The 21407-nt window shown below is 69.1% G+C and carries 20 protein-coding genes and 1 tRNA gene; 5 read left to right on the forward strand and 16 right to left on the reverse strand.

Going from position 1 to position 21407, the window contains the following annotated elements:
• Positions 1 to 22 precede the first annotated feature (22 nt).
• Positions 23 to 775, forward strand: a complete 753-nt coding sequence (gene cobA, locus QM597_RS03765) for a uroporphyrinogen-III C-methyltransferase (protein ID WP_415003588.1) — start codon at positions 23 to 25, stop codon at positions 773 to 775.
• A 28-nt stretch (positions 776 to 803) separates the two neighbouring features.
• A complete protein-coding gene (locus tag QM597_RS03770) occupies positions 804 to 2693 on the forward strand; it encodes an acyl-CoA dehydrogenase (protein WP_415003534.1) in 1890 nt (629 codons plus the stop codon).
• A gap of 12 nt (positions 2694 to 2705) precedes the next feature.
• On the opposite strand, the gene QM597_RS03775 is transcribed toward QM597_RS03770, so the two are convergent.
• Positions 2706 to 3572, reverse strand: coding sequence for a phosphoribosylaminoimidazolesuccinocarboxamide synthase (locus tag QM597_RS03775; RefSeq protein WP_415003535.1), 867 nt, complete (start codon positions 3570 to 3572; stop codon positions 2706 to 2708).
• A 172-nt stretch (positions 3573 to 3744) separates the two neighbouring features.
• On the opposite strand from QM597_RS03775, the gene QM597_RS03780 reads away from it, so the two are divergent.
• On the forward strand, positions 3745 to 4299 hold the full coding sequence (locus QM597_RS03780) for a Uma2 family endonuclease (RefSeq protein WP_415003589.1): 555 nt from the start codon (positions 3745 to 3747) through the stop codon (positions 4297 to 4299).
• Between the two features lie 4 nt (positions 4300 to 4303).
• On the opposite strand, the gene purB is transcribed toward QM597_RS03780, so the two are convergent.
• The 10 genes from purB to QM597_RS03830 form a co-directional block, all read right to left on the reverse strand.
• Entirely contained in the window at positions 4304 to 5725 is a 1422-nt protein-coding gene (gene purB / locus QM597_RS03785; RefSeq protein WP_415003536.1) for an adenylosuccinate lyase, read from the reverse strand.
• Between the two features lie 30 nt (positions 5726 to 5755).
• Positions 5756 to 6424: a DUF6891 domain-containing protein gene (locus QM597_RS03790; RefSeq protein WP_415003537.1), complete on the reverse strand. Its 669-nt coding sequence runs from the start codon at positions 6422 to 6424 to the stop codon at positions 5756 to 5758.
• Complete coding sequence (gene purD, locus QM597_RS03795) at positions 6421 to 7674, reverse strand: phosphoribosylamine--glycine ligase (RefSeq protein ID WP_415003538.1); 1254 nt, start codon at positions 7672 to 7674, stop codon at positions 6421 to 6423. Before purD ends, QM597_RS03790 begins: the two co-directional genes overlap by 4 nt.
• Positions 7675 to 7867: 193 nt before the next feature.
• Positions 7868 to 9670, reverse strand: a complete 1803-nt coding sequence (locus QM597_RS03800) for a CshA/CshB family fibrillar adhesin-related protein (RefSeq protein WP_415003539.1) — start codon at positions 9668 to 9670, stop codon at positions 7868 to 7870.
• A gap of 132 nt (positions 9671 to 9802) precedes the next feature.
• Positions 9803 to 11086, reverse strand: a complete 1284-nt coding sequence (locus tag QM597_RS03805; protein WP_415003540.1) for an adenylosuccinate synthase — start codon at positions 11084 to 11086, stop codon at positions 9803 to 9805.
• Positions 11087 to 11306: 220 nt separating this feature from the next.
• Entirely contained in the window at positions 11307 to 11711 is a 405-nt protein-coding gene (locus QM597_RS03810; RefSeq protein ID WP_415003541.1) for a DUF3151 domain-containing protein, read from the reverse strand.
• A 4-nt stretch (positions 11712 to 11715) separates the two neighbouring features.
• Positions 11716 to 12735 carry a class II fructose-bisphosphate aldolase gene (gene fbaA, locus QM597_RS03815; protein ID WP_415003542.1) on the reverse strand — a complete coding sequence of 340 codons (1020 nt, stop codon included), beginning with the start codon at positions 12733 to 12735 and terminating at the stop codon, positions 11716 to 11718.
• A gap of 75 nt (positions 12736 to 12810) precedes the next feature.
• Positions 12811 to 13422 carry a TrmH family RNA methyltransferase gene (locus tag QM597_RS03820; protein WP_415003543.1) on the reverse strand — a complete coding sequence of 204 codons (612 nt, stop codon included), beginning with the start codon at positions 13420 to 13422 and terminating at the stop codon, positions 12811 to 12813.
• The gene (gene pyrE / locus QM597_RS03825; RefSeq protein WP_415003590.1) at positions 13419 to 14060 is read right to left on the reverse strand and encodes an orotate phosphoribosyltransferase; all 642 of its coding nucleotides are present in this window, start codon (positions 14058 to 14060) and stop codon (positions 13419 to 13421) included. Before pyrE ends, QM597_RS03820 begins: the two co-directional genes overlap by 4 nt.
• 29 nt (positions 14061 to 14089) lie before the next feature.
• Positions 14090 to 14830, reverse strand: coding sequence for a sortase domain-bontaining protein (locus QM597_RS03830; RefSeq protein ID WP_415003544.1), 741 nt, complete (start codon positions 14828 to 14830; stop codon positions 14090 to 14092).
• Positions 14831 to 15020: 190 nt separating this feature from the next.
• Here QM597_RS03830 and QM597_RS03835 point away from each other — a divergent pair, with 190 nt between their 5' ends.
• Positions 15021 to 16193: a pyridoxal phosphate-dependent aminotransferase gene (locus tag QM597_RS03835; protein ID WP_415003545.1), complete on the forward strand. Its 1173-nt coding sequence runs from the start codon at positions 15021 to 15023 to the stop codon at positions 16191 to 16193.
• Between the two features lie 171 nt (positions 16194 to 16364).
• On the opposite strand, the gene QM597_RS03840 is transcribed toward QM597_RS03835, so the two are convergent.
• Positions 16365 to 16437 (reverse strand) — tRNA-Thr (locus QM597_RS03840).
• A gap of 113 nt (positions 16438 to 16550) precedes the next feature.
• On the opposite strand from QM597_RS03840, the gene QM597_RS03845 reads away from it, so the two are divergent.
• The gene (locus tag QM597_RS03845; RefSeq protein ID WP_415003591.1) at positions 16551 to 16826 is read left to right on the forward strand and encodes a chorismate mutase; all 276 of its coding nucleotides are present in this window, start codon (positions 16551 to 16553) and stop codon (positions 16824 to 16826) included.
• Positions 16827 to 16963: 137 nt separating this feature from the next.
• On the opposite strand, the gene QM597_RS03850 is transcribed toward QM597_RS03845, so the two are convergent.
• The 4 genes from QM597_RS03850 to QM597_RS03865 all read right to left on the reverse strand — a co-directional run bounded on the left by QM597_RS03850 (position 16964) and on the right by QM597_RS03865 (position 21343).
• Positions 16964 to 18478, reverse strand: coding sequence for an alpha/beta hydrolase (locus QM597_RS03850; RefSeq protein ID WP_415003546.1), 1515 nt, complete (start codon positions 18476 to 18478; stop codon positions 16964 to 16966).
• Positions 18475 to 19647 (reverse strand): DNA polymerase III subunit delta', encoded by a 1173-nt coding sequence (locus tag QM597_RS03855; RefSeq protein ID WP_415003547.1) that lies wholly within the window; start codon positions 19645 to 19647, stop codon positions 18475 to 18477. Before QM597_RS03855 ends, QM597_RS03850 begins: the two co-directional genes overlap by 4 nt.
• Positions 19648 to 19655: 8 nt before the next feature.
• Positions 19656 to 20291: a dTMP kinase gene (gene tmk / locus QM597_RS03860; RefSeq protein WP_415003548.1), complete on the reverse strand. Its 636-nt coding sequence runs from the start codon at positions 20289 to 20291 to the stop codon at positions 19656 to 19658.
• Between the two features lie 242 nt (positions 20292 to 20533).
• Positions 20534 to 21343, reverse strand: coding sequence for a hypothetical protein (locus QM597_RS03865; protein WP_415003549.1), 810 nt, complete (start codon positions 21341 to 21343; stop codon positions 20534 to 20536).
• Positions 21344 to 21407 lie beyond the last annotated feature (64 nt).

The following is a 21407-nucleotide window of genomic DNA, read 5'->3' on the forward strand; positions in this document are numbered from 1 at the left end:
CCTCGTGCTCAACCCCGGAGCATTGCAGGGTTCTCCCGAGTCCACCCGCAGCGCCGAGGGCGGAACGGTCACTCTGGTCGGCGGCGGGCCGGCCGACCCCGGGCTGCTGACCGTCGCCGGGCAGGCCGCACTCGCCGAGGCAGACGTCGTCGTCACCGACCGGCTCGCGCCTCTGGCCGCGCTCGACAGCCTCCCGCCGCATGTCGAGATCATCGATGTCGCCAAGATCCCGCACGGCCGCTCGACGTCCCAGGAGACGATCAACGCGCTGCTCGTGGAGCACGCCCGCGCCGGACGCCGCGTGGTACGGCTCAAGGGCGGGGACTCCTTCGTCTTCGGACGCGGACACGAGGAGGTCGAGGCGTGCCGCGAGGCCGGCGTGCCGACGCGGGTCATCCCCGGCGTCACCTCGGCGATCTCCGCGCCCGAGCTGGCCGGTATCCCGGTCACGCATCGCGGCGTCAGCCAGGGATTCACCGTCGTCTCCGGGCACGTGCCGCCGGGCCATCCAGACTCCACCGTCGACTGGGCGGCGCTGGCCCGCTCCGGCACCACCCTCGTCGTGCTGATGGGAATACGCACCCTGGCGGCGATCACGGCGGCCCTCGTCGATGCCGGCCTCGACCCGGCGACCCCAGCAGCGGTCGTCGCCGACGCGGCCCGGCCGAGTCAGCGCACGGTGCGCGCCACGGTGGGCGACCTCGCGGCGCGAGTCGTCGCCGAGCAGATCGGCGCACCTGCGGTCGTCGTCATCGGCCCCGTCGCCGCCCTCTGACCGCCTCCCGCGCACTACGGTGGATCCCATGACGTTGGCCGACGAACTGCGCATCGCCCTCGACGGCAAGTGGCGGCACGTCCGCGACGACGCCCGCCACACACTCCCCGGTCTGGACCTGGCCTTCGACCACGACCTCGACCTGGAGGCGGCGCGGCAGCGCACCTTCGACCAGCTCCGCCTGCTCATCCCCACCGGCATCCCGGCGGCGGGCTTTCGCACCGCGCAGGGCGGCACCGGCGACCCCGGCATGGCAGTCACCGGCATCGAGATGCTCGCCCAGTTCGACCTGTCGCTCATGGTCAAGGCCGGCGTCCAGTGGGGGCTGTTCGGCGGGGCGGTCGCCAACCTCGGCACGGCCCGCCACGACGCGCTGATCCCGCGCATTATCGACCTCAGCCTCGTCGGCTGCTTCGCCATGACCGAGACCGGCCACGGCAGCGACGTGCAGAGCCTGGAGACGACGGCCACCTACGATCCGGCCACGCAGGAGTTCGTCGTCCATTCCCCGACACCGAGCGCCCGAAAGCAGTACATCGGCAACGCCGCGCGGCACGCGACGATGGCGGCGGTGTTCGCCCAACTCGTCACGCGAGGCCAGTCGCACGGCGTTCACTGCTTCCTCGTGCCGATCCGCGACGAGAACGGCGACGACCTGCCCGGCGTCACCACCTCCGACGACGGCTACAAGGGCGGCCTGCGGGGCGTCGACAACGGCCGGCTCGTCTTCGATCAGGTGCGCATCCCGCGCGAGAACCTGCTCAACCGCTACGGCAGCGTCGACGAGGGCGGGGCGTATTCCTCGCCCATCGAGAACGTCAACAAGCGCTTCTTCACGATGCTCGGCACCCTGATCCGCGGCCGGGTCAGCGTCGGCGGGTCGGCGGCGGCCGCAGCCGAGGTCGCACTGTCCATCGCCGGACGATACGCCCTGAAGCGCCGTCAGTTCACCGGCGGAGACGGCTCGGAGGTGCTGCTCGCCGACTACCGGGTCCACCAGCGACGCCTGCTGCCGCTCATCGCGCGCGCCTACGCCTACCGCTTCGCGCAGAACCAGCTGGTCGCCCGCATGGACCGGATGCAGACCACCGACGACCCCGATCCGCTGCAGCAGCGCGAGTTGGAGAGCCGGGCCGCCGGCCTCAAGGCGGTCCTCACCTGGCATGCGTCGCAGGCGATCCAGGAGGCGCGCGAACTGTGCGGCGGCGCGGGCTATCTCGCCGAGAACCGCATCAGCACCCTGCGCGGCGACATCGACGTGTTCACGACCTTCGAGGGCGACAACCACGTGCTGCTGCAGCTCGTCGCCAAGGAGTTGCTGACCGCGTACGCGCACGAGGTCGGCGGGCTGAATCCGCTCGGCATGGTCCGGTTCGTGGCGACGACGGTCGCCGACGAGGTGCGCGAGCGCACGGCCGCCTCCCAACTCATCCAACGGCTCATCGACGCCCGCCCCGGCGACCACGACCTACTGGACCGCGGCACGCAGCTGGAGCTGTTCGAGGACCGCGAGCAGCACGTCATCGAGACGGCGGCCCGGCGGCTGCAGAAGGCGGCGAAGGCCGACGCCGCCGAGGCGTTCCGCGTCTTCAACAACGCCCAGGACCACGTGATCCGTTGCGGGCGGGTCCACATCGACCGGATCGTGCTGGAGGCGTTCACCGCCGGTATCGCCCGCTGCGAGGACGCCGACGCCGCCGACCTGCTGCGCCAGGTGTGCCACCTGTACGCGCTCAGCGTGATCGAGGAGGACCTGGCCTGGTTCATGGGCCATAACCGGCTCTCCGATCAGCGCGCCAAGGCGGTCACGTCGCTGGTCAACCGCCAGTTGGAGGTGCTGCGGCCGCACCTGCTGACGCTGATCGAGGGCTTCGGCATCCCCGAGTCCACCCTCGGTGCCCAGATCCTCCTCGACTGAGAGCGCGTGCCCTCAGAAGGACTCGCCCGTCAGCCTTTCGTAGGCCTCGACATAGCGGGCGCGGGTCTTTTCGACGATCTCGTCCGGCAGATTCGGTGGTGGAACATCGCCGGACCTGTCCCAACCCGATTCGGCCGAGAGTAGCCAGTTGCGGACGAACTGCTTGTCGAAGGACGGCTGGGGGCCGCCGGGACGGAGGTCGTCGGCGGGCCAGAAGCGCGAGGAGTCGGGGGTCAGCACCTCGTCGGCGAGCACGATCTGCCCGTCGGGGCGAGCGCCGAACTCGAACTTGGTGTCGGCCAAGACGATCCCGCGCTCGCGGGCGATCCGTTCGGCGCGGGCGTAGACCGCGAGCGTCAGATCACGCAACCGGTCAGCAACCTCGGTGCCGACTGCGGTGACAACATGGTCGAAGTCGACGTTCTCGTCGTGCTCGCCGAGGTCGGCCTTCGTGGCAGGGGTGAAGATCGGCTCGGGCAGCCGCGAGCCGTCGGTCAGCCCGGCCGGCAGCCGGACGCCGCAGACCTCGCCGGTCTCGGTGTAGTCGATCAGGCCCGAGCCGGTCAGGTAGCCGCGGGCGACGCACTCGACGGGGAACATGTCCAGGTTCTCGACCACGAGCGCGCGACCGACGACCTCGGCGGGGACATCGGTGGAGACCACGTGATTCGGGACGAGGTCGGCGAGCTGGTCGAACCACCACAGCGACATGCGCGTGAGGATTTCGCCCTTGTCGGGGATGCCCGGGCTGAGCACGTGGTCGAAGGCGCTGATGCGGTCCGAGGCGACCATGAGGAGGTGGCCGTCGGGCAGCGTGTAGAGGTCGCGCACCTTGCCCGAATGCAGGTGGATCGCGCCGGGGATCTCGAGAACAGTCACCCCCCCAGGCTACCGAGCACCGGCTTCGAGACTCACTTCGCTCGCACCGCAACGCGCGTTGTCCACAGACGCCGGGACCCACTTTGCACAAGTGCCAGAAGCGTCCTGGCTTGTCGGCCGCGCCGTCACTTTCCTTGATTCATGACGACCGAGGAGACCTATAGTGAGCACCATGACCAGCGAGCCGTTGACCTTGCCGCAACGCCGGCACTGGACGCGCGACGCGTTGGAACGGCTGCCCGATGACGGCAACCGCTACGAACTCATCGACGGGACCCTCATCGTGAGTCCCGCGCCCGCTCGCGTCCACCAGCGAGCGTCCAAGCAACTGTTCCTGCTGCTGCATGCGGGGGCCTCGGCGGGCCTTGAGGTCTTCTACGCGCCCTTCGACGTGGCGATGGCCGACGACACCGTGATGCAGCCCGACCTCCTGGTAGCGCCGTCGGGGGCCTTCACCGACCGCAACCTCCCCACGGCACCACTGCTGGCCGTGGAAATACTCTCGCCGAGCACTCGCGGCGTCGACCTGCTGCTCAAGAAGGAGCGACTGCAGCGCGGCGGCTGCCCGCACTACTGGGTCGTCGACCCCGATGCCCCGTCGATCACCGCCTGGACCCTGATCGATGGCACCTACGTCGAGGCGGGTGCGGCCACCGGCGACGAGACGCTGACGCTCACGGCACCGTTCGACGTCAGCATCGTCCCCGCCGACCTCATCAAGCCGTAGCGCGTCAGAGGATCGCGGCCGGGGCGTAGGCGGCGGCCTGCGGATCGGCCGCGGCGACCTCCTCGATACGCGCCACGACCGCACCCACCTGGTGCAACGCGGCACCCGTGAACTCGATCGGCGCGGCCACGAGCGAGTCGAGATCGGCCTGGGTCAGGCCCAGACGGGGATCGGCGGCGAGCCGGGCGAACAGGTCGTTGTCGGCCGTCCCCCGCTCGCGCATCTCCAGCGCCACGGCGACCGCATGCTCCTTGATCGCCTCGTGCGCGCTCTCGCGGCCGACCCCGGCGCGCACAGCGGCCATGAGCACCTTGGTCGTGGCGAGGAACGGCAGGTACCGGTCGAGCTCACGCTGCACAACGGCCGGGAAGGCACCGAACTCGTCGAGCACGGTCAGGAAGGTCTCGAACAGCCCGTCGGTCGCGTAGAAAGCGTCGGGCAGGGCCACGCGGCGCACGACCGAACAGGACACGTCGCCCTCGTTCCATTGGTCGCCGGCCAGTTCGCCGATCATCGACACGTAACCGCGCACGATGACCGACAGGCCGTTGACCCGCTCGCACGAGCGGGTGTTCATCTTGTGCGGCATGGCGCTGGAGCCGACCTGGCCGGGCTTGAAGCCCTCGGTCACGAGCTCGTTACCGGCCATGAGCCGGATCGTCGTGGCGAGATTGCTCGGCCCCGCCACGATCTGCGCGAGCGCAGTAACGACGTCGTAGTCGAGCGAGCGCGGATAAACCTGGCCGACACTCGTCAGCACGCGCGAAAAGCCCAGGTGCTCGGCGACCCGGCTCTCCAGTTCGGCCAGCTTCGCGGTGTCGCCCCCCAGCAGGTCGAGCATGTCCTGGCCGGTGCCGACCGGACCCTTGATGCCGCGCAGCGGGTAACGCTCCGCCAGCGCGTCGAGCCGGTCGAGGGCGACCAGAAGCTCGTCGGCCACCGTGGCGAAACGCTTGCCGAGGGTCGTGGCCTGCGCAGCGACATTGTGGCTGCGGCCGGCCATCACGAGGTCGGCGTGCTCGGCGGCGAGACGGCCCAGGCGTGCCAGCGCGGCGACAATCTTGCCGCGCACGAGGTGCAGCGACGCGCGGACCTGCAACTGTTCGACGTTCTCGGTCAAGTCGCGCGAGGTCATGCCCTTGTGGATGTGCTCGGTGCCGGCGAGGGCACAGAACTCCTCGATGCGGGCCTTGACGTCGTGGCGGGTGACCCGCTCGCGTTCGGCAATGGAGGCCAAGTCAACCTGATCCACGACCGCCTCGTAGGCCTCGATGACGCCATCAGGCGTCTCGATGCCGAGGTCGCGCTGGGCCTTGAGGACGGCGATCCAGAGTTGGCGCTCCAGCACGATCTTGTGCTCGGGCGACCAGAGGCGGGCCAGGTCGGCGGAGGCGTAGCGCGAGGCGAGGACGTTCGGTGCAGTCACCGGCCCATTCTCGCAGCCGGGCCGGCGCGCTCAGACCTTGACGTAGTAGTCGACGCCCTGGAGCAGGATGCGGCGGCCGAGGTCGCCGTCCCATCGGGCGGTGATGCCGTGCCGTTCGAGCACCGGGAACACCTCGTCGATCATCAGGGCGGTCACGATGCGCGTGTAGGCGGCGTCCTTGGCGTCGTCATCGAGGTCGTTCCACTCGTCCGGCCCCTGAGGTGCCCCGAGGGACGAGGGGCCTCGAAGGGCGGGCAGCCAGGCGTCGAGGAAGGCCCCGTAGCTGAGGTACGTCTCGCCGTCGGCGATGAGCGAGTCGGTGTCCTGCTGATCGTAGAAGACGTACCCGCGCCACGTCCGCGAGTCGTCGCGCTCGTCCCCGATCTCGGCCGCCCCGCACGTGCCACAGCAGCTGAAGTTCTCCCGCGCGACCACGCCGATCTCGGCCAGCGCCGCGAAGGCCCGTGTCAGCGTCGTGGCGGTCTCGGCGTCGTTCCACTGCGCCTGCTGGGCGCGCCGGGCCTCGACGACGGAGTCGAAGATCGCCTCGGCGTCGGCCACGATCTCTGCGAAAGTCTCGGCGTCGGTGTCGCCGCGCACGATCTGCTCCCAGGCCCGCTCGCGCAACAGGGCCTCGGCCTCGTCAGCGAGGTCGAACGGCAGCCGGAAACCCTCGGGCTGCTCGTTGTGGTGGCTCACACCTCGCCCCGGCTCGCCGTGAGCGCGATGTCGGTGCGGTGCTGACCGCCCTCGATGGCGATGGCGGCCACGGCGGCGTAGGCGCGGTCTCGGGCAACGGCGAGGTCGTCGCCGACTGCGGTCACCGCGAGCACGCGACCGCCGGCGGTGACGAGGTTGCCGTCGGCGTCACGCGCCGTGCCGGCGTGGATGACATCGACGCCCTCCAGCGCATCGGCCTGGTCGACCCCTGTGATGAGATCGCCCGAACTGCTCGTGGCCGGGTAACCGGCGGAGGCCATGACCACCGTGACGGCCGAGCCGTCGGCCCACTGCGGCAGACCGACCTCGGCGAGCGTCCCGTTCGCCGCCCCCCGCAGGAGCGCCGACAGCGGCGTCCGCAACAGGGCGAGCAGGGCCTGGGTCTCCGGATCGCCGAAGCGCGCGTTGAACTCCACGACCCGCACCCCGCGACTCGTCAGCGCGAGACCGGCGTACAGCAGCCCGCTGAACGGCGTGCCGCAGCGGGCCATCTCCTCGACCGTCGGCACGAGCACCCGGCGGGTGACGTCCGCGACGAGGTCGTCCGGTGCCCACGGCAGCGGCGTGTAGGCGCCCATGCCGCCGGTGTTCGGCCCCTCGTCGCCGTCGAGGGCGCGCTTGAAGTCCTGCGCCGGCTGCAACGGCAGGACGGTCTGCCCGTCAGTGATGGCGAACAGCGAAACTTCGGGGCCGTCGAGGAACTCCTCGATCACCACCTGGTCACACGACAGCGCGTGGTCGAGCGCCACCTGCCGGTCGTCGGTGACCACGACGCCCTTGCCCGCCGCGAGGGCATCGTCCTTGACGACGTAGGGAGCGCCGAAGGCGTCCAGCGCGGCCTCGATCTCCTCGCGGGTGCGGCACACGTGCGCGAGCGCGGTCGGCACCTCGGCGGCGGCCATGACCTCCTTGGCGAAGGCTTTCGAGCCTTCGAGTTGCGCGGCGGCGGCCGACGGGCCGAAGCAGTCGATCCCGGCCGCGCGTACGGCGTCGGCGACCCCGGCGACCAGGGGGGCTTCGGGGCCGACGACGACCAGATCGACGCCCAGCTCGGTGGCGAGAGCCGCAACGGCCGCACCGTCGAGCGGATCGACCTCATGGAGGGCGGCGACCGCAGCGATACCGGGGTTGCCGGGCGCGGCGTGGACCTCGGTGACACCGGGATCGCGGGACAGGGCGAGGGCGAGGGCGTGCTCACGGCCGCCGGTGCCGATGACGAGCGTCTTCACGGTCAGTCAGCCTACTCGACGCCCCAGCCCCGGTCGGGTCCCTTCGAGGCCACTCCTCCCCCGCAGCACCTCAGGGACCGCAGAACGCCGGTCCCTGAGGTGTGAGGCCGCCTGCGGCCGAGCCTCGAAGGGACCCGAACAGTGAGAGGGACCCCGGGATCAGTCCCGGGGTCCCTCACATCAGGTACCTACGTCAGGCGGTGGCACCCGCCCGGCGGCGGAAGCGGAGGACCAGAGTGCCGCCGACCGCCGACAGGGCTGCAACCCACAGCAGGCTCTGCGTGAAGCTCGAACCGGTCGACGGCAGGTCCGCCACGGAAACGGGCGTGGTGACCGTCGTCACCGAGTCCTCGGCAGCGATCTCAATATCGCCGACCTCGGTCGTGCCCGAGGCTGTCGCGGTGTTGAGCACCGAGCCGGAGGCAACATCGGCGGCAGTCACCGTGTAGGGATCGGCCGTAAAGGTGACCGAGTCGCCCGGTGCCAACTCGGCGACCGTTTCCGGGTCCAGGCCGGTCACCTGGGGATCGGTGACCGTCACGTCGCGCACGGTCTGGTTACCCGTGTTCGACACGAGGAAGGAGTAGTCGATCTCCTCGCCGACATCGGCGGTGCCATTGCCGTTGTCGTCGTGCAACGTGGCCGACTTGTCGAGCGTCAATTCCGGGTTGGCCGCGTTCACCAGGGAAATCGGGTAGTCCTCGACCTCACCGGAGGTCGACAAGCCGGTCGGCGAGTCGAGCTGGTCGACGTCGTCGGTGGCCACCAGACGCACCCGCAAGAAGGACGCAGCCGTCTCCTCGTCAATGAGATTCGTCGGCGCATCGGCCGGGATCGTCCAGGTCAACGCCGCAGTGCCGTCCGTACAGGAGACCGGGTCTGAGGCATCGCTCGCGTCGTCGAAACCATTCGACACATTCCAGTCGAGCCAGCCGCGCACGACACCCGAACCCGAACACGCCACGTTGACCGTGTACGTCTGGCCGACTTCGACCGTCGCCGTCAAACCTCCGGCGGGCACCGTCACACCGTCGTCACCGACAGCGTCGGCGTCCGCAGCCGTCGATGCCTGATAGTCGCTATCGGCCTCGATCTCTTCACCAAGACGCAGCTCGGTGGCCTGAGAGGCATAGTCAGCCGTATGCGGGCTGAGGGAAAGATCCGCGCCATCGTCCAGAGTTTCACCGCCGGAGAACGTCGGCGAGTAGAGCGCGCCAGCCTCACCGTAAGCCTCCGGCGCGTCACCGAAGTCAACCGGCAACACCACACCCAACGCGATCGCCGATGCACCGCCACCGAGCACCGAGAACGTAGCCGAGTCCGTACCTTCCATGAACGCAACGAAGCCGGGGCCATCAGTACACGCGCCGCCCCCGGTAATACGCAGGGTGTCGCTGGTGCGCGACAGGGACTGAGTGCTCGTGCAGTCATCGGTGGCATAACCATCGATGAGGGACCACCCAGTGAAACTCCCCGTCGGAGACGCCTCCACATACTCAGTGCTGTTTCCGCTCTGCTCGGCATCGGCGAACACCAAACCGCTCAACGGAACGGTCTCGCCGTCAAGGGTTGCGCCGCAGGTGAAACTGCTCGTGACCGGGCCGCCCTGGGCTCGCAAACCAGCAACCAGATTGTTGTTGCTACCCAAACCGTCAGTGCCGTCGTTCGGAATGTTGTACATGTTGTCGAAGGCCGTCGGCCAGAACCCGGAGCCAGGATTCCAGGCGACCAGCGTGCCGCCGGTGATCGGGTCGGTCAGCTCGCAACCGACCTCCAACGTCTGCCCGTCCACCACCCGGCTACTCGGAATCGACTCGGTGCCGTCACCGACCTCCGTGCCGTGAACCCCCCACTCGATCCAATCGATTTCCCCGACATAGCGGCCCTCGGATGTCGTCGGATCGGCATATCTCGCCTCAGCGCCGGAGAACGCGATGAGCCCAAGGCTGGCACCCAGAATCAGAGCAACCACGACAGCCAGAATCTTCTTCATCATGATTCCTTCATTCACACGACGGAAGTCCCGCGAAGATATACCACATCTAAGGTCCAGCGCTGAACTTTATGAAGAAAACCCAAGGCACCTAGGTGCCGTCCTTGACTTGAGCGTCCCGCATCCTGCGAAAGGTCAGATGAGGTCGTGCAGGACCACTGTCTCCTCGCGGCCCGGCCCCACGCCGACCGCCGAGATCCGGGCACCGCTCATGGACTCCAGCTCGCGCACATAGGCCTGCGCGTTGGCGGGCAAGTCGGCCAGCTCGCGGGCAGCGGAGATGTCCTCGCTCCAGCCGGGGAAGAACTCGTAGACGGGCTTCGCGTGATGGAAACCGGTCTGCGTCATCGGCATCTCGTCGACCCGCTCACCGTCGACCTCGTAGGCCACGCACACCGGGATCTGCTCCCAGCCGGTCAGCACGTCGAGCTTGGTCAGGACGAAGTCGGTGACCCCGTTGATGCGCGCGGCGTAGCGCGCGATGGGCGCGTCGTACCAGCCGCAGCGGCGCGGCCGCCCCGTGGTCGTGCCGAACTCGCCGCCGTTGGTGCGCAGGCGCTCGCCGTCGGCGTCGAAGAGTTCGGTCGGGAACGGCCCCTCCCCCACGCGCGTCGCATACGCCTTGACGATGCCGATGACCCGCGAGATCTGCGTGGGCGCGATGCCCGAGCCGGTGCAGGCACCGCCGGTCGTGGCCGACGACGACGTGACGAACGGGTAGGTGCCGTGGTCGACGTCGAGCAGCGTGGCCTGGCCAGCCTCCAGCAGCACGTTCTCACCGCGAGACAACGCCTCGTGCAGCACCAGCGCAGTGTCGGCGACCATCGGCCGCAGCCGGTCGGCGTGGGCCAGCAGCTGCTCGACGATCTCGTCGGCCCGGACCGCGCGGCGGTTGTAGACCTTGGCGAGGATCTGGTTCTTCAGTTCGAGCGCGCCGTCGACCTTCTCCCGGAGGATCTTCTCGTCGAAGATGTCCTGGATGCGGATGCCCAGGCGGTTCATCTTGTCGGCGTACGTGGGTCCGATGCCGCGGCCGGTCGTGCCGATCTTGCGGCTGCCGAGGAAGCGCTCGGTGACCTTGTCGACGGTGCGGTTGTAGTCGGCGATGACGTGGGCGTTGGCGCTGACCAGCAGGGCGCTGGTGTCGATGCCGCGGGCTTCCAGGCCGTCAATCTCGCTGAACAGCACGTCGAGGTCGACCACGACGCCGTTGCCGATGACCGGCACGCAGCCCGGGGTGAGGATGCCGCTGGGCAGCAAGTGCAGGGCGTACTTCTCCTCGCCGATGACGACGGTGTGTCCGGCGTTGTTGCCGCCGTTGAACTTGACCACGTAGTCGACTCGGCTGCCGAGCAGGTCGGTGGCCTTGCCTTTACCTTCGTCGCCCCACTGGGCGCCCACGATCACGATTGCGGGCATGCGCGCCCACCCCTCACCACAGGTGACAAGCCCCGCTCACGGGGCTATTACGGCCGCAGTCTAGCCCGACGCCGCCCCGTCTTCGCTAGGGCTGCGCGCCAATGGACCCGCTGGCTGAGGCGCGAGCGAGGAACGAGCGAGCCTCAAAGCCTGCGGTGGGCGGGTCCGCCTACTGGCGCATCCTCTAGGGCCGCGCCACGACGGTGTGGCGGCGCAGCCCTCAGCCGACGAGGACGTCGAACGCCTCGCGGCTCGATTCGCGCAGGAACTCGCGGCAGCGGTGCGCCTCGGCCTCGTCGCCGAGGCGTTCGGAGGCCTCGGCGAGCGCGGCGAGGGAACGCAGGAACCCCCGGTTCGGCTCGTGCGACCACGGCACGGGGCCGTGGCCCTTCCATCCGCTGCGCCGCAGCGCGTCGAGCGAGCGATGGTAGGCGGTGCGGGCGAAGGCGTAGCCCTCCAGATCGCGCCCGTCGGCCAGGGCCTCGGCCGCCAGCAGCGCCCAGGCGAGCGTCGAATCCGGATGGCGCGCGGCCATCTCGGCCGCCGATTCGCCCGCCGCCAGCCCCGCAGCACCCGAATCCTCCGCCAACAGCGTCTCCGGCGGCTCTCCCAGCAGATTGCTCATCTGCTCAGAGCTTGGTGCCGACCGAGCGGAGTTCGGTGCAGGCCTGGACGATGCGGGCGGACATAGAGGCCTCGGCGGCCTTGCCCCAGGCACGCGGATCGTAGGTCTTCTTGTTGCCGACCTCGCCGTCGACCTTGAGCACGCCGTCGTAGTTGGTGAACATGTGCGCGGCGACCGGGCGGGTGAAGGCGTACTGGGTGTCGGTGTCGATATTCATCTTGACCACGCCGTAGTCGACCGCCGCCGAGATCTCCTCGGGCAGCGAACCCGAACCGCCGTGGAAGACGAAGTCGAAGGCGCGCTCGGTGCCGAACTTCTCCTGCACAGCCTCCTGCGCGGCCTGGAGCACCTCAGGGCGGAGCTTGACGTTGCCCGGCTTGTAGACGCCGTGGACATTGCCGAACGTCAGCGCCGTCAGGTAACGGCCCTTCTCGCCCAGGCCCAGGGCCTCGACCGTGGCCAGCGCATCCTCGGGCGAGGTGTAGAGCTTGTCGTTGATCTCGGCCTCCACGCCGTCCTCCTCGCCGCCGACGACACCGATCTCGACCTCGAGGATGATGTTCGCCGCCGACGCGCGGGCGAGCAAATCCTGCGCGATCTCCAGGTTCTCCGCCAGCGGCACGGCCGAGCCGTCCCACATGTGCGACTGGAAGTACGGCAGCCCGCCGCCCTTGACGCGCTCCTCGGACGCCGCCAGTAGCGGGCGCACGAAGCCGTCGAGCTTGTCCTTCGGGCAGTGGTCGGTGTGCAGCGCCACGTTGACCGGGTACTTCTTGGCGACCTCCTGGGCGAACGCGGCGAAGGCCAGCGAACCGGAAACCATGTCCTTGACCGTCGGACCGGACAGGTACTCGGCACCACCGGTCGAGATCTGGATGATGCCGTCGGACTCGGCCTCGGCGAACCCGGCGAGGGCGGCGTTCAGCGTCTGCGAGCTGGAGACGTTGATGGCCGGGTAGGCGAAGGACTCGCGCTTGGCCTTGTCGAGCATCTCGGCGTAGATCTCGGGAGTGGCGACGGGCATGGGTGCTCCTAGGTCACGAACGACGGTCGCGGGCCAGTATTCCAGTCCACCGGGGCGGTTCGGTCACGAGGCGGATCAGACCGCGTGCTCGCGTACCCAAGCGTGCATGGCGATCGCCGCAGCGGCTCCGACGTTGATCGACCGGGTCGAACCGAACTGGCTGATCGCCAGGCTCCTGCCGCACGCCGCCAGCAGGCCCGGAGACAGCCCCGGCCCCTCCTGGCCGAAGACCAGCGCGACCGACTCCGGCAGTGAAGCCGTCTCCAACGACTCAGCACCCGGCCCGTTCTCGACGGCCACCAGCGGCACGTTCGCCTCGGCCGACCAGCGCACGAGGTCGGCGACGTCGGGGTGGTGGCGGATGTGCTGATAGCGGTCGGTGACCATCGCACCGCGCCGGTTCCAGCGCCGTCGCCCCACGATGTGTACCTCGGCGACGCAGAACGCATTGGCGGTGCGCACGATGGAGCCGATGTTGAAATCGTGCTGCAGGTTCTCGATCACCACATGCAACCCGTGGCGGCGCGTGTCGAGGTCGGCCACAATGGCCTCATGGTGCCAATAGCGGTACCGGTCGACGACATTGCGCCGGTCACCGGCGGCCAGCAGCTCGGGGTCGAAGTGGTCACCCTCGGGCCACGGCCCCTCCCACGGACCGACGCCGACCTCGTGCTCCGGCTGGCTCATACCCCGTATTCGGCGCGGTAGGCGCGCACGGCCGCCAGGTGCTCGGCGTGCCGGCCCGTCTCGGCGAGATAGTCGATGAGCCGGTCGAGGTTGACGATGGCGTCCACGGCGATACCCAGATCGCGCTCGACCTCGCCGATGGCCGACAACTCACCCCGGCCCCGCTCGGCCCGGTCGAGCGCCACGGTCACCCCGACCAGGTCGGCACCGGCCGCCGCGACGATGCCGGCGACCTCGCGGATCGCGGTGCCCGCAGTGATGACGTCGTCGATCACCATGACCCGGCCTTCCAACGGCGCGCCGACGATGGTGCCGCCCTCGCCGTGGTCCTTGGCCTCCTTGCGGTTGAAGCACCAGGGGACGTCGCGGCCGTGGCGCTCGGCCAGTTGCACGGCGGTCGCGGCGGCGATGGGGATGCCCTTGTAGGCCGGACCCATCAGCACGTCGAACTCACGCCCGGCGGCCATGATCGCGTCGGCGTAGAAGCGCCCCAGACCGGCCAGCGCGGCACCGGTACGAAAGCCGCCGGCGTTGAAGAAGTACGGCGACGTGCGCCCGGACTTGAGCGTGAACTCACCGAAAGACAACACCCCGAGGTCGAGTGCGAACTCGACGAAGGCCCGCTCGTAGTCGCGCATCGCCCCGGCAGCGCCCACCGGATCGCCGCTCACTGCGCCGCAGCGGCCTGCTCGGCCGACTTCTCCTTGACGTCCACCAACTCGCCGATCACCACCCGGCGGTCATTGGTATGGAACATCTCCGCACAGGTAATCATCGTCAGCAGCGGCTCGGTCGGGGTCTTGCCACGAGCGTTCGGGTCGGGCACCGGGAACAGCGGCCAGCCCTGCTCGTAGTTGAGACGGATCTCGTCGCCGTCGATGCGCAACTTGTAGGTGAACAGTTGGGTGCGCGTCTCGATCTCGATGAGGTCCCCGGCCTTGAGTTCGGGCAGGCGCTTGAAGACCGCCCCGCGACCGCTGCGGTGACCGGCGATAACGAAGTTACCGATCTCACCCGGACCGACACCCTTCTCGTACCAGGCCACACCACTGGCCAGAGCCGCTCGCCCCTTGCTGTCGAGCAGATCGCTGCCGGGGATGATCGGCATCTCGTAGTCGCTGCCCCAGGCCGGCACCCGCAGAAGGCCGATAGCGTTGCTGTCGATGTTGTTGGCCCAGTCCTCGGCGATCTGTTTCTTGACCTCTTCCTGCTTACGCCCGGCGACAATGTTCGTGCCGTACAGCTCCCAGGCGACATAGGCGATAGAGGTCAGGCCGGCCAGGATGAGTACGAGGCCGAGAATGGTCAGCAGGCGACTGCGACGACGGCGGGCGCGGCGACGCGGACCCGAACGACGTGGCGAGGGGGAATCGGAGGTCGGCTGCTCAGGAGCATCGATGACGGCCATAATGCCTCCTAGTGTCCCATACGGCACCCGTAGCATGCGGCCCGAATCCCGACGCCCTGGGCGGCGCACCGCCAACCGGGGTTGACGACACCACCGATAACGTGTGTAGACTAGGCGAAGGCCCTGCGGTTTCACCCCCCGAGATACCGCAGGGCCTTCGCAATGCCCGATCATGGCGAGCCATCCTCCTATGCTCGGTGCCGTGACCCACAGCACCGCACGTCGGCTCGACGGCTTCGGCACCACGATCTTCGCCGAGATGAGCGCACTTGCGGCACGCACCGGCGCGATCAACCTCGGTCAGGGCTTCCCCGACACCGGCGGACCGGCCGCACTGCTGGAACGCGCGCGCACGGCCATCGCGGGCGGCGACAACCAGTACGCGCCGGGGCAGGGTGTCTCGCCCCTGCGCGAGGCAATCGCCCGGCATCAGCAGCGTCACTACGGCATCGCCCTCGATCCGGACCGGCAGGTCGTCGTCACCACGGGGGCGACCGAAGCCATCGCGGCGGCCGTGCTCGGCCTGGTCGATCCCGGTGACGAGGTGATCGTGTTCGAACCGTTCTTCGACTCCTACGTCGCGATGGTCCAGATGGCCGGGGCCGTGCCGAAGCCGGTCACTCTGCGGGTGCCGGACTTCCGGCTGCCGGTCGAGGAATTGCGGGCCGCCGTCGGGCCGCGCACTCGCGCGATCCTCGTCAACAGCCCGCACAATCCGACCGGCGCGTTGCTGACCGACGGCGAGTTGGCGGTGCTTGCCGAGGTGGCCTGCGAGCACGATCTAGTAGTCATCAGCGACGAGGTATACGAGCATCTGACCTTCGACGGAGTGCGGCATCGCTCGCTCGGCTCGGTGCCGGGCCTGGCCGACCGCACGGTCGTCGTCTCCAGCGCGGGAAAGACATTCTCGGTCACCGGCTGGAAGGTCGGGTGGGCCACCGGGCCGGCCGACCTGGTCGGCGCGGTGCTGTCCGCGAAGCAGTGGCTCAGCTACTCCTCGGGGACCCCGTTCCAGGGGGCCGTGGCCTGGGCGCTGGAGCACGTCGGCGACTTCGTCGCGGGACTACGTGCCGACCTCCAGTCACAGCGCGACTTACTGTGCGACGGTCTCGGCGAGGTCGGGTTCACGGTGTACCGCCCCCAGGGCACCTATTTCGCCACGACCGACATCCGCCCGCTGGGCTTCGCCGACGGCCTCGACTTCTGTCGGCGTCTACCCGATCTGGCCGGGGTCGTGGCAATCCCCCAACAGGTGTTGCACCTCGACCCCGAGCGTGGCCGCCCCTTCGTGCGCTGGGCGTTCTGCAAGCGGTCCGACGTCATCAAGGAAGCGCTGGAGCGACTGGGGAAGTTGCGGGGGTGAGGAGGCCGGGCCGGGGGCCGGCCTCCGGCCGGAGAGCCGCTTGTCGGATCCCCCAAGCACTCCGCTCGTTCCTCGCTGCGAGCAGGGGGCACTCCCACTCGATTCCTGCGAGTTGAATATCGACATGAGTGCGGCCCCCACAAAGAACGCGGGGGCCACACTCATGTCGAGAGCCGCTTGTCGGAATCGAACCGACGACCTTTTCATTACGAGTGAAACGCTCTGCCGACTGAGCTAAAGCGGCGGAGTCCGCCAGGGATCGCCCGTCGGACCGGAGCACGATGTTACCCACGGCCGGGCGGCAGGGCCAATCCGGGTGCGGCCTAGCCCTAGGATCTCGGTGTGAGCGACGACAGCGTGACTGACGAACTCGGCCGAATCCGCGCCAGCATCGACAACATCGACGCGGCGCTCGTGCACCTGCTGGCCGAACGGTTCAAGCACACCCAGCGCGTCGGCCGGCTCAAAGCCGATCACGACTTGCCGCCGTCCGACCCGGCCCGCGAAGCCCAGCAGATCGCCCGGCTGCGCGCCCTCGCCCTCGAAGCCGACCTCGACCCGACGTTCGCCGAGAAGTTCCTCAGCTTCGTCATCGACGAGGTCATCCGGCACCACGAGGAAGCCCGCCGCTAAGCGCGCGGATAGGCGGAACCCGGTCCCTGAGGTGCGAGGCCGCCTGCGGCCGAGCCTCGAAGGGCAAAGCCTGCCGCGAGTCGGTCATTTCGAGGCTCGTTCGTTCCTCACTCGCACCTCAATAACCGGGCGGCGGGTCAGCATTCCGGGTCCTTCTCGGGGACCGTGCCGTCGACGAGGTAGTCGTTGACGGTGTCCACGATGCACTTGTTGCCCGAAGCGTAGGCCGTGTGCCCGTCGCCGTCACGGGTCACGAGCACCCCAGAGTCGAGGAGGTCGGCCAGCTCAACGGCCTGCTCGTACGGCGTCGCCGGATCGCGGGTCGTGCCGAGCACCAGGATCGGAGGCGCACCCTCGGCCGCATAGTCCACCTTCTCGGCGTCGGACTCGAACGGCCACACCGCACACGCCCCCGCGCCGAGGCCCAGCGCACGGCCGAAGACCGGGGAGACCGAGGTGAACTCCGCCAGACGCTCGTCGACCTCGGCCTGCGAGGGGCGGTCGATGGTGTCCAGGCAGTTGACCGCGCTGATGACCTGACCCTGATTGGAACCGTACGAACCGTCCTTGTCGCGCTCGAAATAGGAGTCCGACAGTTCCTGCAGAGCGGTGCCGTCCCCCTCGTTGAGCGCTGCGGTGAGGGCGTCGGTCAGGTACGTCCAGTACGACTCCGCATACAGCGGCAGCGCGATGCCGAAGAACGCCTGCCCCTCGGTCAGCGGACGGTCCTCGTCGTCGGTCGGCAACGGCTGCGCGTCCACCTGGGCAAGGAAGTCGACCAGCTTCTGCTCGGCGGCCGCAGGATCGGTTCCGAGCGGGCAATCACTGTCGCTCACGCAGTCGTCGATGTAGGACTCCAGCGAGCGCTGGAAACCGGTCGCCTGGCCGAGGGCCGAGTCGATGGCACCCAATTCGGGGTTGATCGCGCCGTCGAGCACCATGCGCCCGACCTGCTCGGGGAACAACGCCGCGTACGTGGCACCGAGGAAGGTGCCGTAGGACGCCCCGAACCAGTTGAGCTTGTCGTCGCCGACGAGGGCACGAGCGATGTCCATGTCGCGGGCCGCCTCCACGGTCGAGACGTGCTCGGCCAGATCACCGGAGTTCTTCTCGCACGCCTCGGCCATGCCCACGTAAAGGTCCTGACCCTCCTGAACCTCCTCGGGCGTGTCCGGCGTCGGATCGGCGTCGACGTAAGCGTCAAACTCCTCGTCGTCATAACACTCCAGCGGGCTACTCTGACCGACGCCGCGCGGATCGACGCCGACGATCGAGTACATGTCGCGCACGTCGGAGTCCAGGTCATACGACAGCGAAACCGCGTAGTCGATGGCTGAAGCGCCCGGTCCGCCCGGGTTGACGAACAGATGCTCGTCGCCGTCGCCCACCACCCGCATCGACAACTCGGTCGTCTCGCCGTCCGGCTCCTCGTAGTCGACAGGGACCTCGAAGGTCGCGCACTCGTCAGTGCCGCAGGAGTCCCAGTCGAGTTCTTGGGTATAGAACTTCTCCAGCGCGTCCGGGGCCTTCGAGGGCGACGGCGACGGCTTCTTCGTGTGGTCGTCACCGGTCAACAACACGGCGGCAGTGACCCCGCCGGCCGCGATCATCGCCACCACCAGCGCGCCGACGATCCACAGTGCCTTCTTCATCGTTCCCCCTCGGGTCGGTTCGGGTCGTGCGGCACGAGGAAGGCCGACATGAGCCGTTCCAGCGCCAGCAGAGGTGCCGCGTTGGCGTCGAGCGCCGCACGGCACTCCACGATGGCATCGATCACCCGCAACGTCTCCTCGGTTGTCCACAGGTGCGCCAACCGGATGACCTCGTCGCTGAGGTCGGCATTGACGAACGGCGCACCCACGGCGATCTGGGCGGCGACGACATCGCGGCACAGCGACAGCAGATCCAACAGGACGCCGTCGATGCTGTCGCGCATGCGCCGTTTGCGGCGGCGCTCCTGATCCTTGGTCAGGCTCGACAGCGCCCCGGCGTAACCGGTGGGGCGGCGACCGCGGTCCTGAACGCCCCAGGACGCCTTGAGGTCGTCGAGTTCGCGGGCGTCGGCGACATCGCACACGGCCGAGGCCCGCGCGGCCGCCTCGGACTCGACCTGCCCCGCGACGGCCAGGGCGTCACCCAGGTGGGCGATGCGCTGGCCGATGGTGAGGATCTGGGTGCGCCAGGCGCGGGCAGCGGGGTCACGGGCCAGGCCGCGGGCGCGCCCGATGTGGCCCTGGGAGGCCGCAGCCATCGCGGCGGCGGTCTCCGGCTCGATGCCGTCTCGGCGCACGAGCAGGTCGGCAATGGCCGAGGCCGGTGGCGTGCGCAGTACCACCGAGCGGCAGCGCGACCGGATCGTGACAATCACGTCCTCGACGGCAGGAGCGCAGAGCATCCACACCGTCTGGGGGGCCGGCTCCTCCAGCGACTTCAGCAGCGCGTTGGCGGCCTGTTCGGTCAGCCGGTCGGCGTCCTCGACGACGAGGATCTGCAGGCGGCCGACCGACGGATGCAGCGCAGCCCTGCGGACAGCATCGCGCGCCCGGTCGACACCGATGGACAGTCCATCGGTGCGCACGACCTGGACATCGGGATGAGAACCGGCCGTGACCATGCGGCAGGACTCACACGTACCGCAGCCGCCAGACTCGCACTGCAGGGCGGCCGCGAAGGCGAGCGCGGCATTGGAGCGGCCCGAGCCGGGCGGGCCGGTGAACAGCCAGGCGTGGGTGGAGCCGCTCGGGCTGGCGACCACCTTGCGCAGCTCCGCGACCACCGGTTCCTGGCCGACGAGTTCGGCCCAGACGCTGTTCACTCGCATTCGCTCGCTCACGTCGCCACCCCCAGGAGCGCCGCCCGGATATCGGCCTGGATCGCCTGCGGATCGCGATCGGCATCGAGCACGAGGTAGTCGGCCGGGCGCTCGGCGGCGAGGTCCAGGAAGTGCCGGCGGACCCGCTGATGGAAGGCCAGCGGCTCGGCCTCGATGCGGTCGTGGCCGGTGCCGCCGGCCCGCAGAAGTCCGACTCGGGGGTCGATGTCGAGCACGACCGTCAGGTGCGGACGCAGCCCGCCGGTCGCCCAGGCCGACACCTGGGCCAACTCGGCGGCGTCGATGGCCCGGCCCGCCCCCTGGTAGGCGAGCGTGGAATCGACGTAACGGTCGCACACGACCACCTCGCCCCGCTCCAGCGCGGGACGGATGACCGTGGCGACGTGCTCGGCCTTGTCGGCGGCGTAGACCAACGATTCGGTGCGCGGATCGAGTACACCCGTGGCCGGGTCCAGCAAGATCTCGCGCAGGCGCGCGCCGACAGCAGTACCGCCGGGCTGGCGAGTCTGGACCACGGTGCGCCCCGCCGCGCGCAGCCACTCGGCCGTCATCCGCGACTGGGTCGACTTGCCGCCGCCCTCGCCACCCTCGAAGACGAGAAACAATGCACGACTCGCCTCCTGCTGACTCATGCCCGCGAGCCTACCGGCGCGGGCTGACATCGGCGGGTGAGGAACGGATGAGGCTCGGCGGCGGCAGCCGCAGCAGAGGCGTCAGGGACGTGCTGATGTATTCGGGCCGTGTGCTGCCTGCCGGTCCCTGAGGTGCGAGGAGCTTGCGACGAGCCTCGAAGGGCGAAGACTGCTGCGGTTGGGTCATTTCGAGGCTCGCAAGCTCGCACCTCAATGACCGGGTTCCGCCTATCAGCGGATCCTCAGGCGACGGTGAGGTCGATGTCGAGGGAGTCGGCCAGGTCACGCAGGGCATCGGTCGACACGGGCGGCGTCACGAAGGACACCGACACGGCGGGGTGCTCTCGTGTGCCCTCCGGGAGGCTGATCGAGTAGTCCGCCAACTCGCCGACCTGGCGCGCCGCGTCCAGCAGCGCGGCCGGACCCGCCAGGTCGTCGCAACTGTCCGCATCAGCGAACTCCACCCTGCCGGAGGGCCTGGCCTCGTCACTGGAGGAGACCGTCAAATCGGTGTACCCCTCGCCCAGGTCGGCCGCGCACAGCGCCGCCGCGAACTCGGCCGGATCACGCTCAGAGGTCACCTGCCGGGAGAAGGTATCGATCCACATCGTCGTCTCGCCGCGGCCTTGCGCCACGATGGATCGCGCGACAAAGGCTCGTCGCTCGACCTCCTCGCGAGCCTCGTCGGTATCGGGTGCCGGGCGCGATACGCCGAGCCGGAACGCCGCCGTCGCGGCCTGGCCGTCGCCCGAGGCCGCTGGGAACTCCACCACCAGGTCGTACTCGACCCACGGGTCGACGTCCTGGTGGGTGATCTCCCAGACCTCGCGCGCGATCTGCTCGTCGGCCAGACCCGCCACGAGCGTCACCCGCACGTCAGCATCACCGGACCACGGCAAGGTGTTGTAGCCGTCCACCGAGTAGTCCGCGACCTTCTCGCGCCCGTCGAGGACCGACTCGAACTCGTCGGCGAACGCCGTGCCCTCGTCGACCGGACCGCATCCGGCGATGCCGACGATCAGGGCCGCAGCGACCGCCCACACCCTTCCCATAGGCCGAATATAGGCGGTTCCGTCAATAGGTCCGCTGGCTGAGGTGCGCCCTTCGAGGCCGCTC

This window comes from Aeromicrobium sp. (assembly GCF_047607065.1).
GTDB lineage: Bacteria > Actinomycetota > Actinomycetes > Propionibacteriales > Nocardioidaceae > Aeromicrobium.

Excerpts from the sequence above, each read along its gene's own strand:
- QM597_RS03770 (WP_415003534.1), top strand. The coding sequence starts at position 804 with ATGACGTTGGCCGACGAACTGCGCATCGCCCTCGACGGCAAGTGGCGG.
- pyrE (WP_415003590.1), bottom strand. The coding sequence starts at position 14,060 with ATGCGCGACTACGAGCGGGCCTTCGTCGAGTTCGCACTCGACCTCGGG.
- QM597_RS03820 (WP_415003543.1), bottom strand. The coding sequence starts at position 13,422 with ATGAGCCAGCCGGAGCACGAGGTCGGCGTCGGTCCGTGGGAGGGGCCG.
- QM597_RS03865 (WP_415003549.1), bottom strand. The coding sequence starts at position 21,343 with ATGGGAAGGGTGTGGGCGGTCGCTGCGGCCCTGATCGTCGGCATCGCC.
- QM597_RS03800 (WP_415003539.1), bottom strand. The coding sequence starts at position 9,670 with ATGATGAAGAAGATTCTGGCTGTCGTGGTTGCTCTGATTCTGGGTGCC.
- QM597_RS03835 (WP_415003545.1), top strand. The coding sequence starts at position 15,021 with ATGCTCGGTGCCGTGACCCACAGCACCGCACGTCGGCTCGACGGCTTC.
- QM597_RS03850 (WP_415003546.1), bottom strand. The coding sequence starts at position 18,478 with ATGAAGAAGGCACTGTGGATCGTCGGCGCGCTGGTGGTGGCGATGATC.
- QM597_RS03810 (WP_415003541.1), bottom strand. The coding sequence starts at position 11,711 with ATGAGCAATCTGCTGGGAGAGCCGCCGGAGACGCTGTTGGCGGAGGAT.
- QM597_RS03805 (WP_415003540.1), bottom strand. The coding sequence starts at position 11,086 with ATGCCCGCAATCGTGATCGTGGGCGCCCAGTGGGGCGACGAAGGTAAA.
- QM597_RS03830 (WP_415003544.1), bottom strand. The coding sequence starts at position 14,830 with ATGGCCGTCATCGATGCTCCTGAGCAGCCGACCTCCGATTCCCCCTCG.
- QM597_RS03780 (WP_415003589.1), top strand. The coding sequence starts at position 3,745 with ATGACCAGCGAGCCGTTGACCTTGCCGCAACGCCGGCACTGGACGCGC.
- QM597_RS03855 (WP_415003547.1), bottom strand. The coding sequence starts at position 19,647 with ATGCGAGTGAACAGCGTCTGGGCCGAACTCGTCGGCCAGGAACCGGTG.
- tmk (WP_415003548.1), bottom strand. The coding sequence starts at position 20,291 with ATGAGTCAGCAGGAGGCGAGTCGTGCATTGTTTCTCGTCTTCGAGGGT.
- fbaA (WP_415003542.1), bottom strand. The coding sequence starts at position 12,735 with ATGCCCGTCGCCACTCCCGAGATCTACGCCGAGATGCTCGACAAGGCC.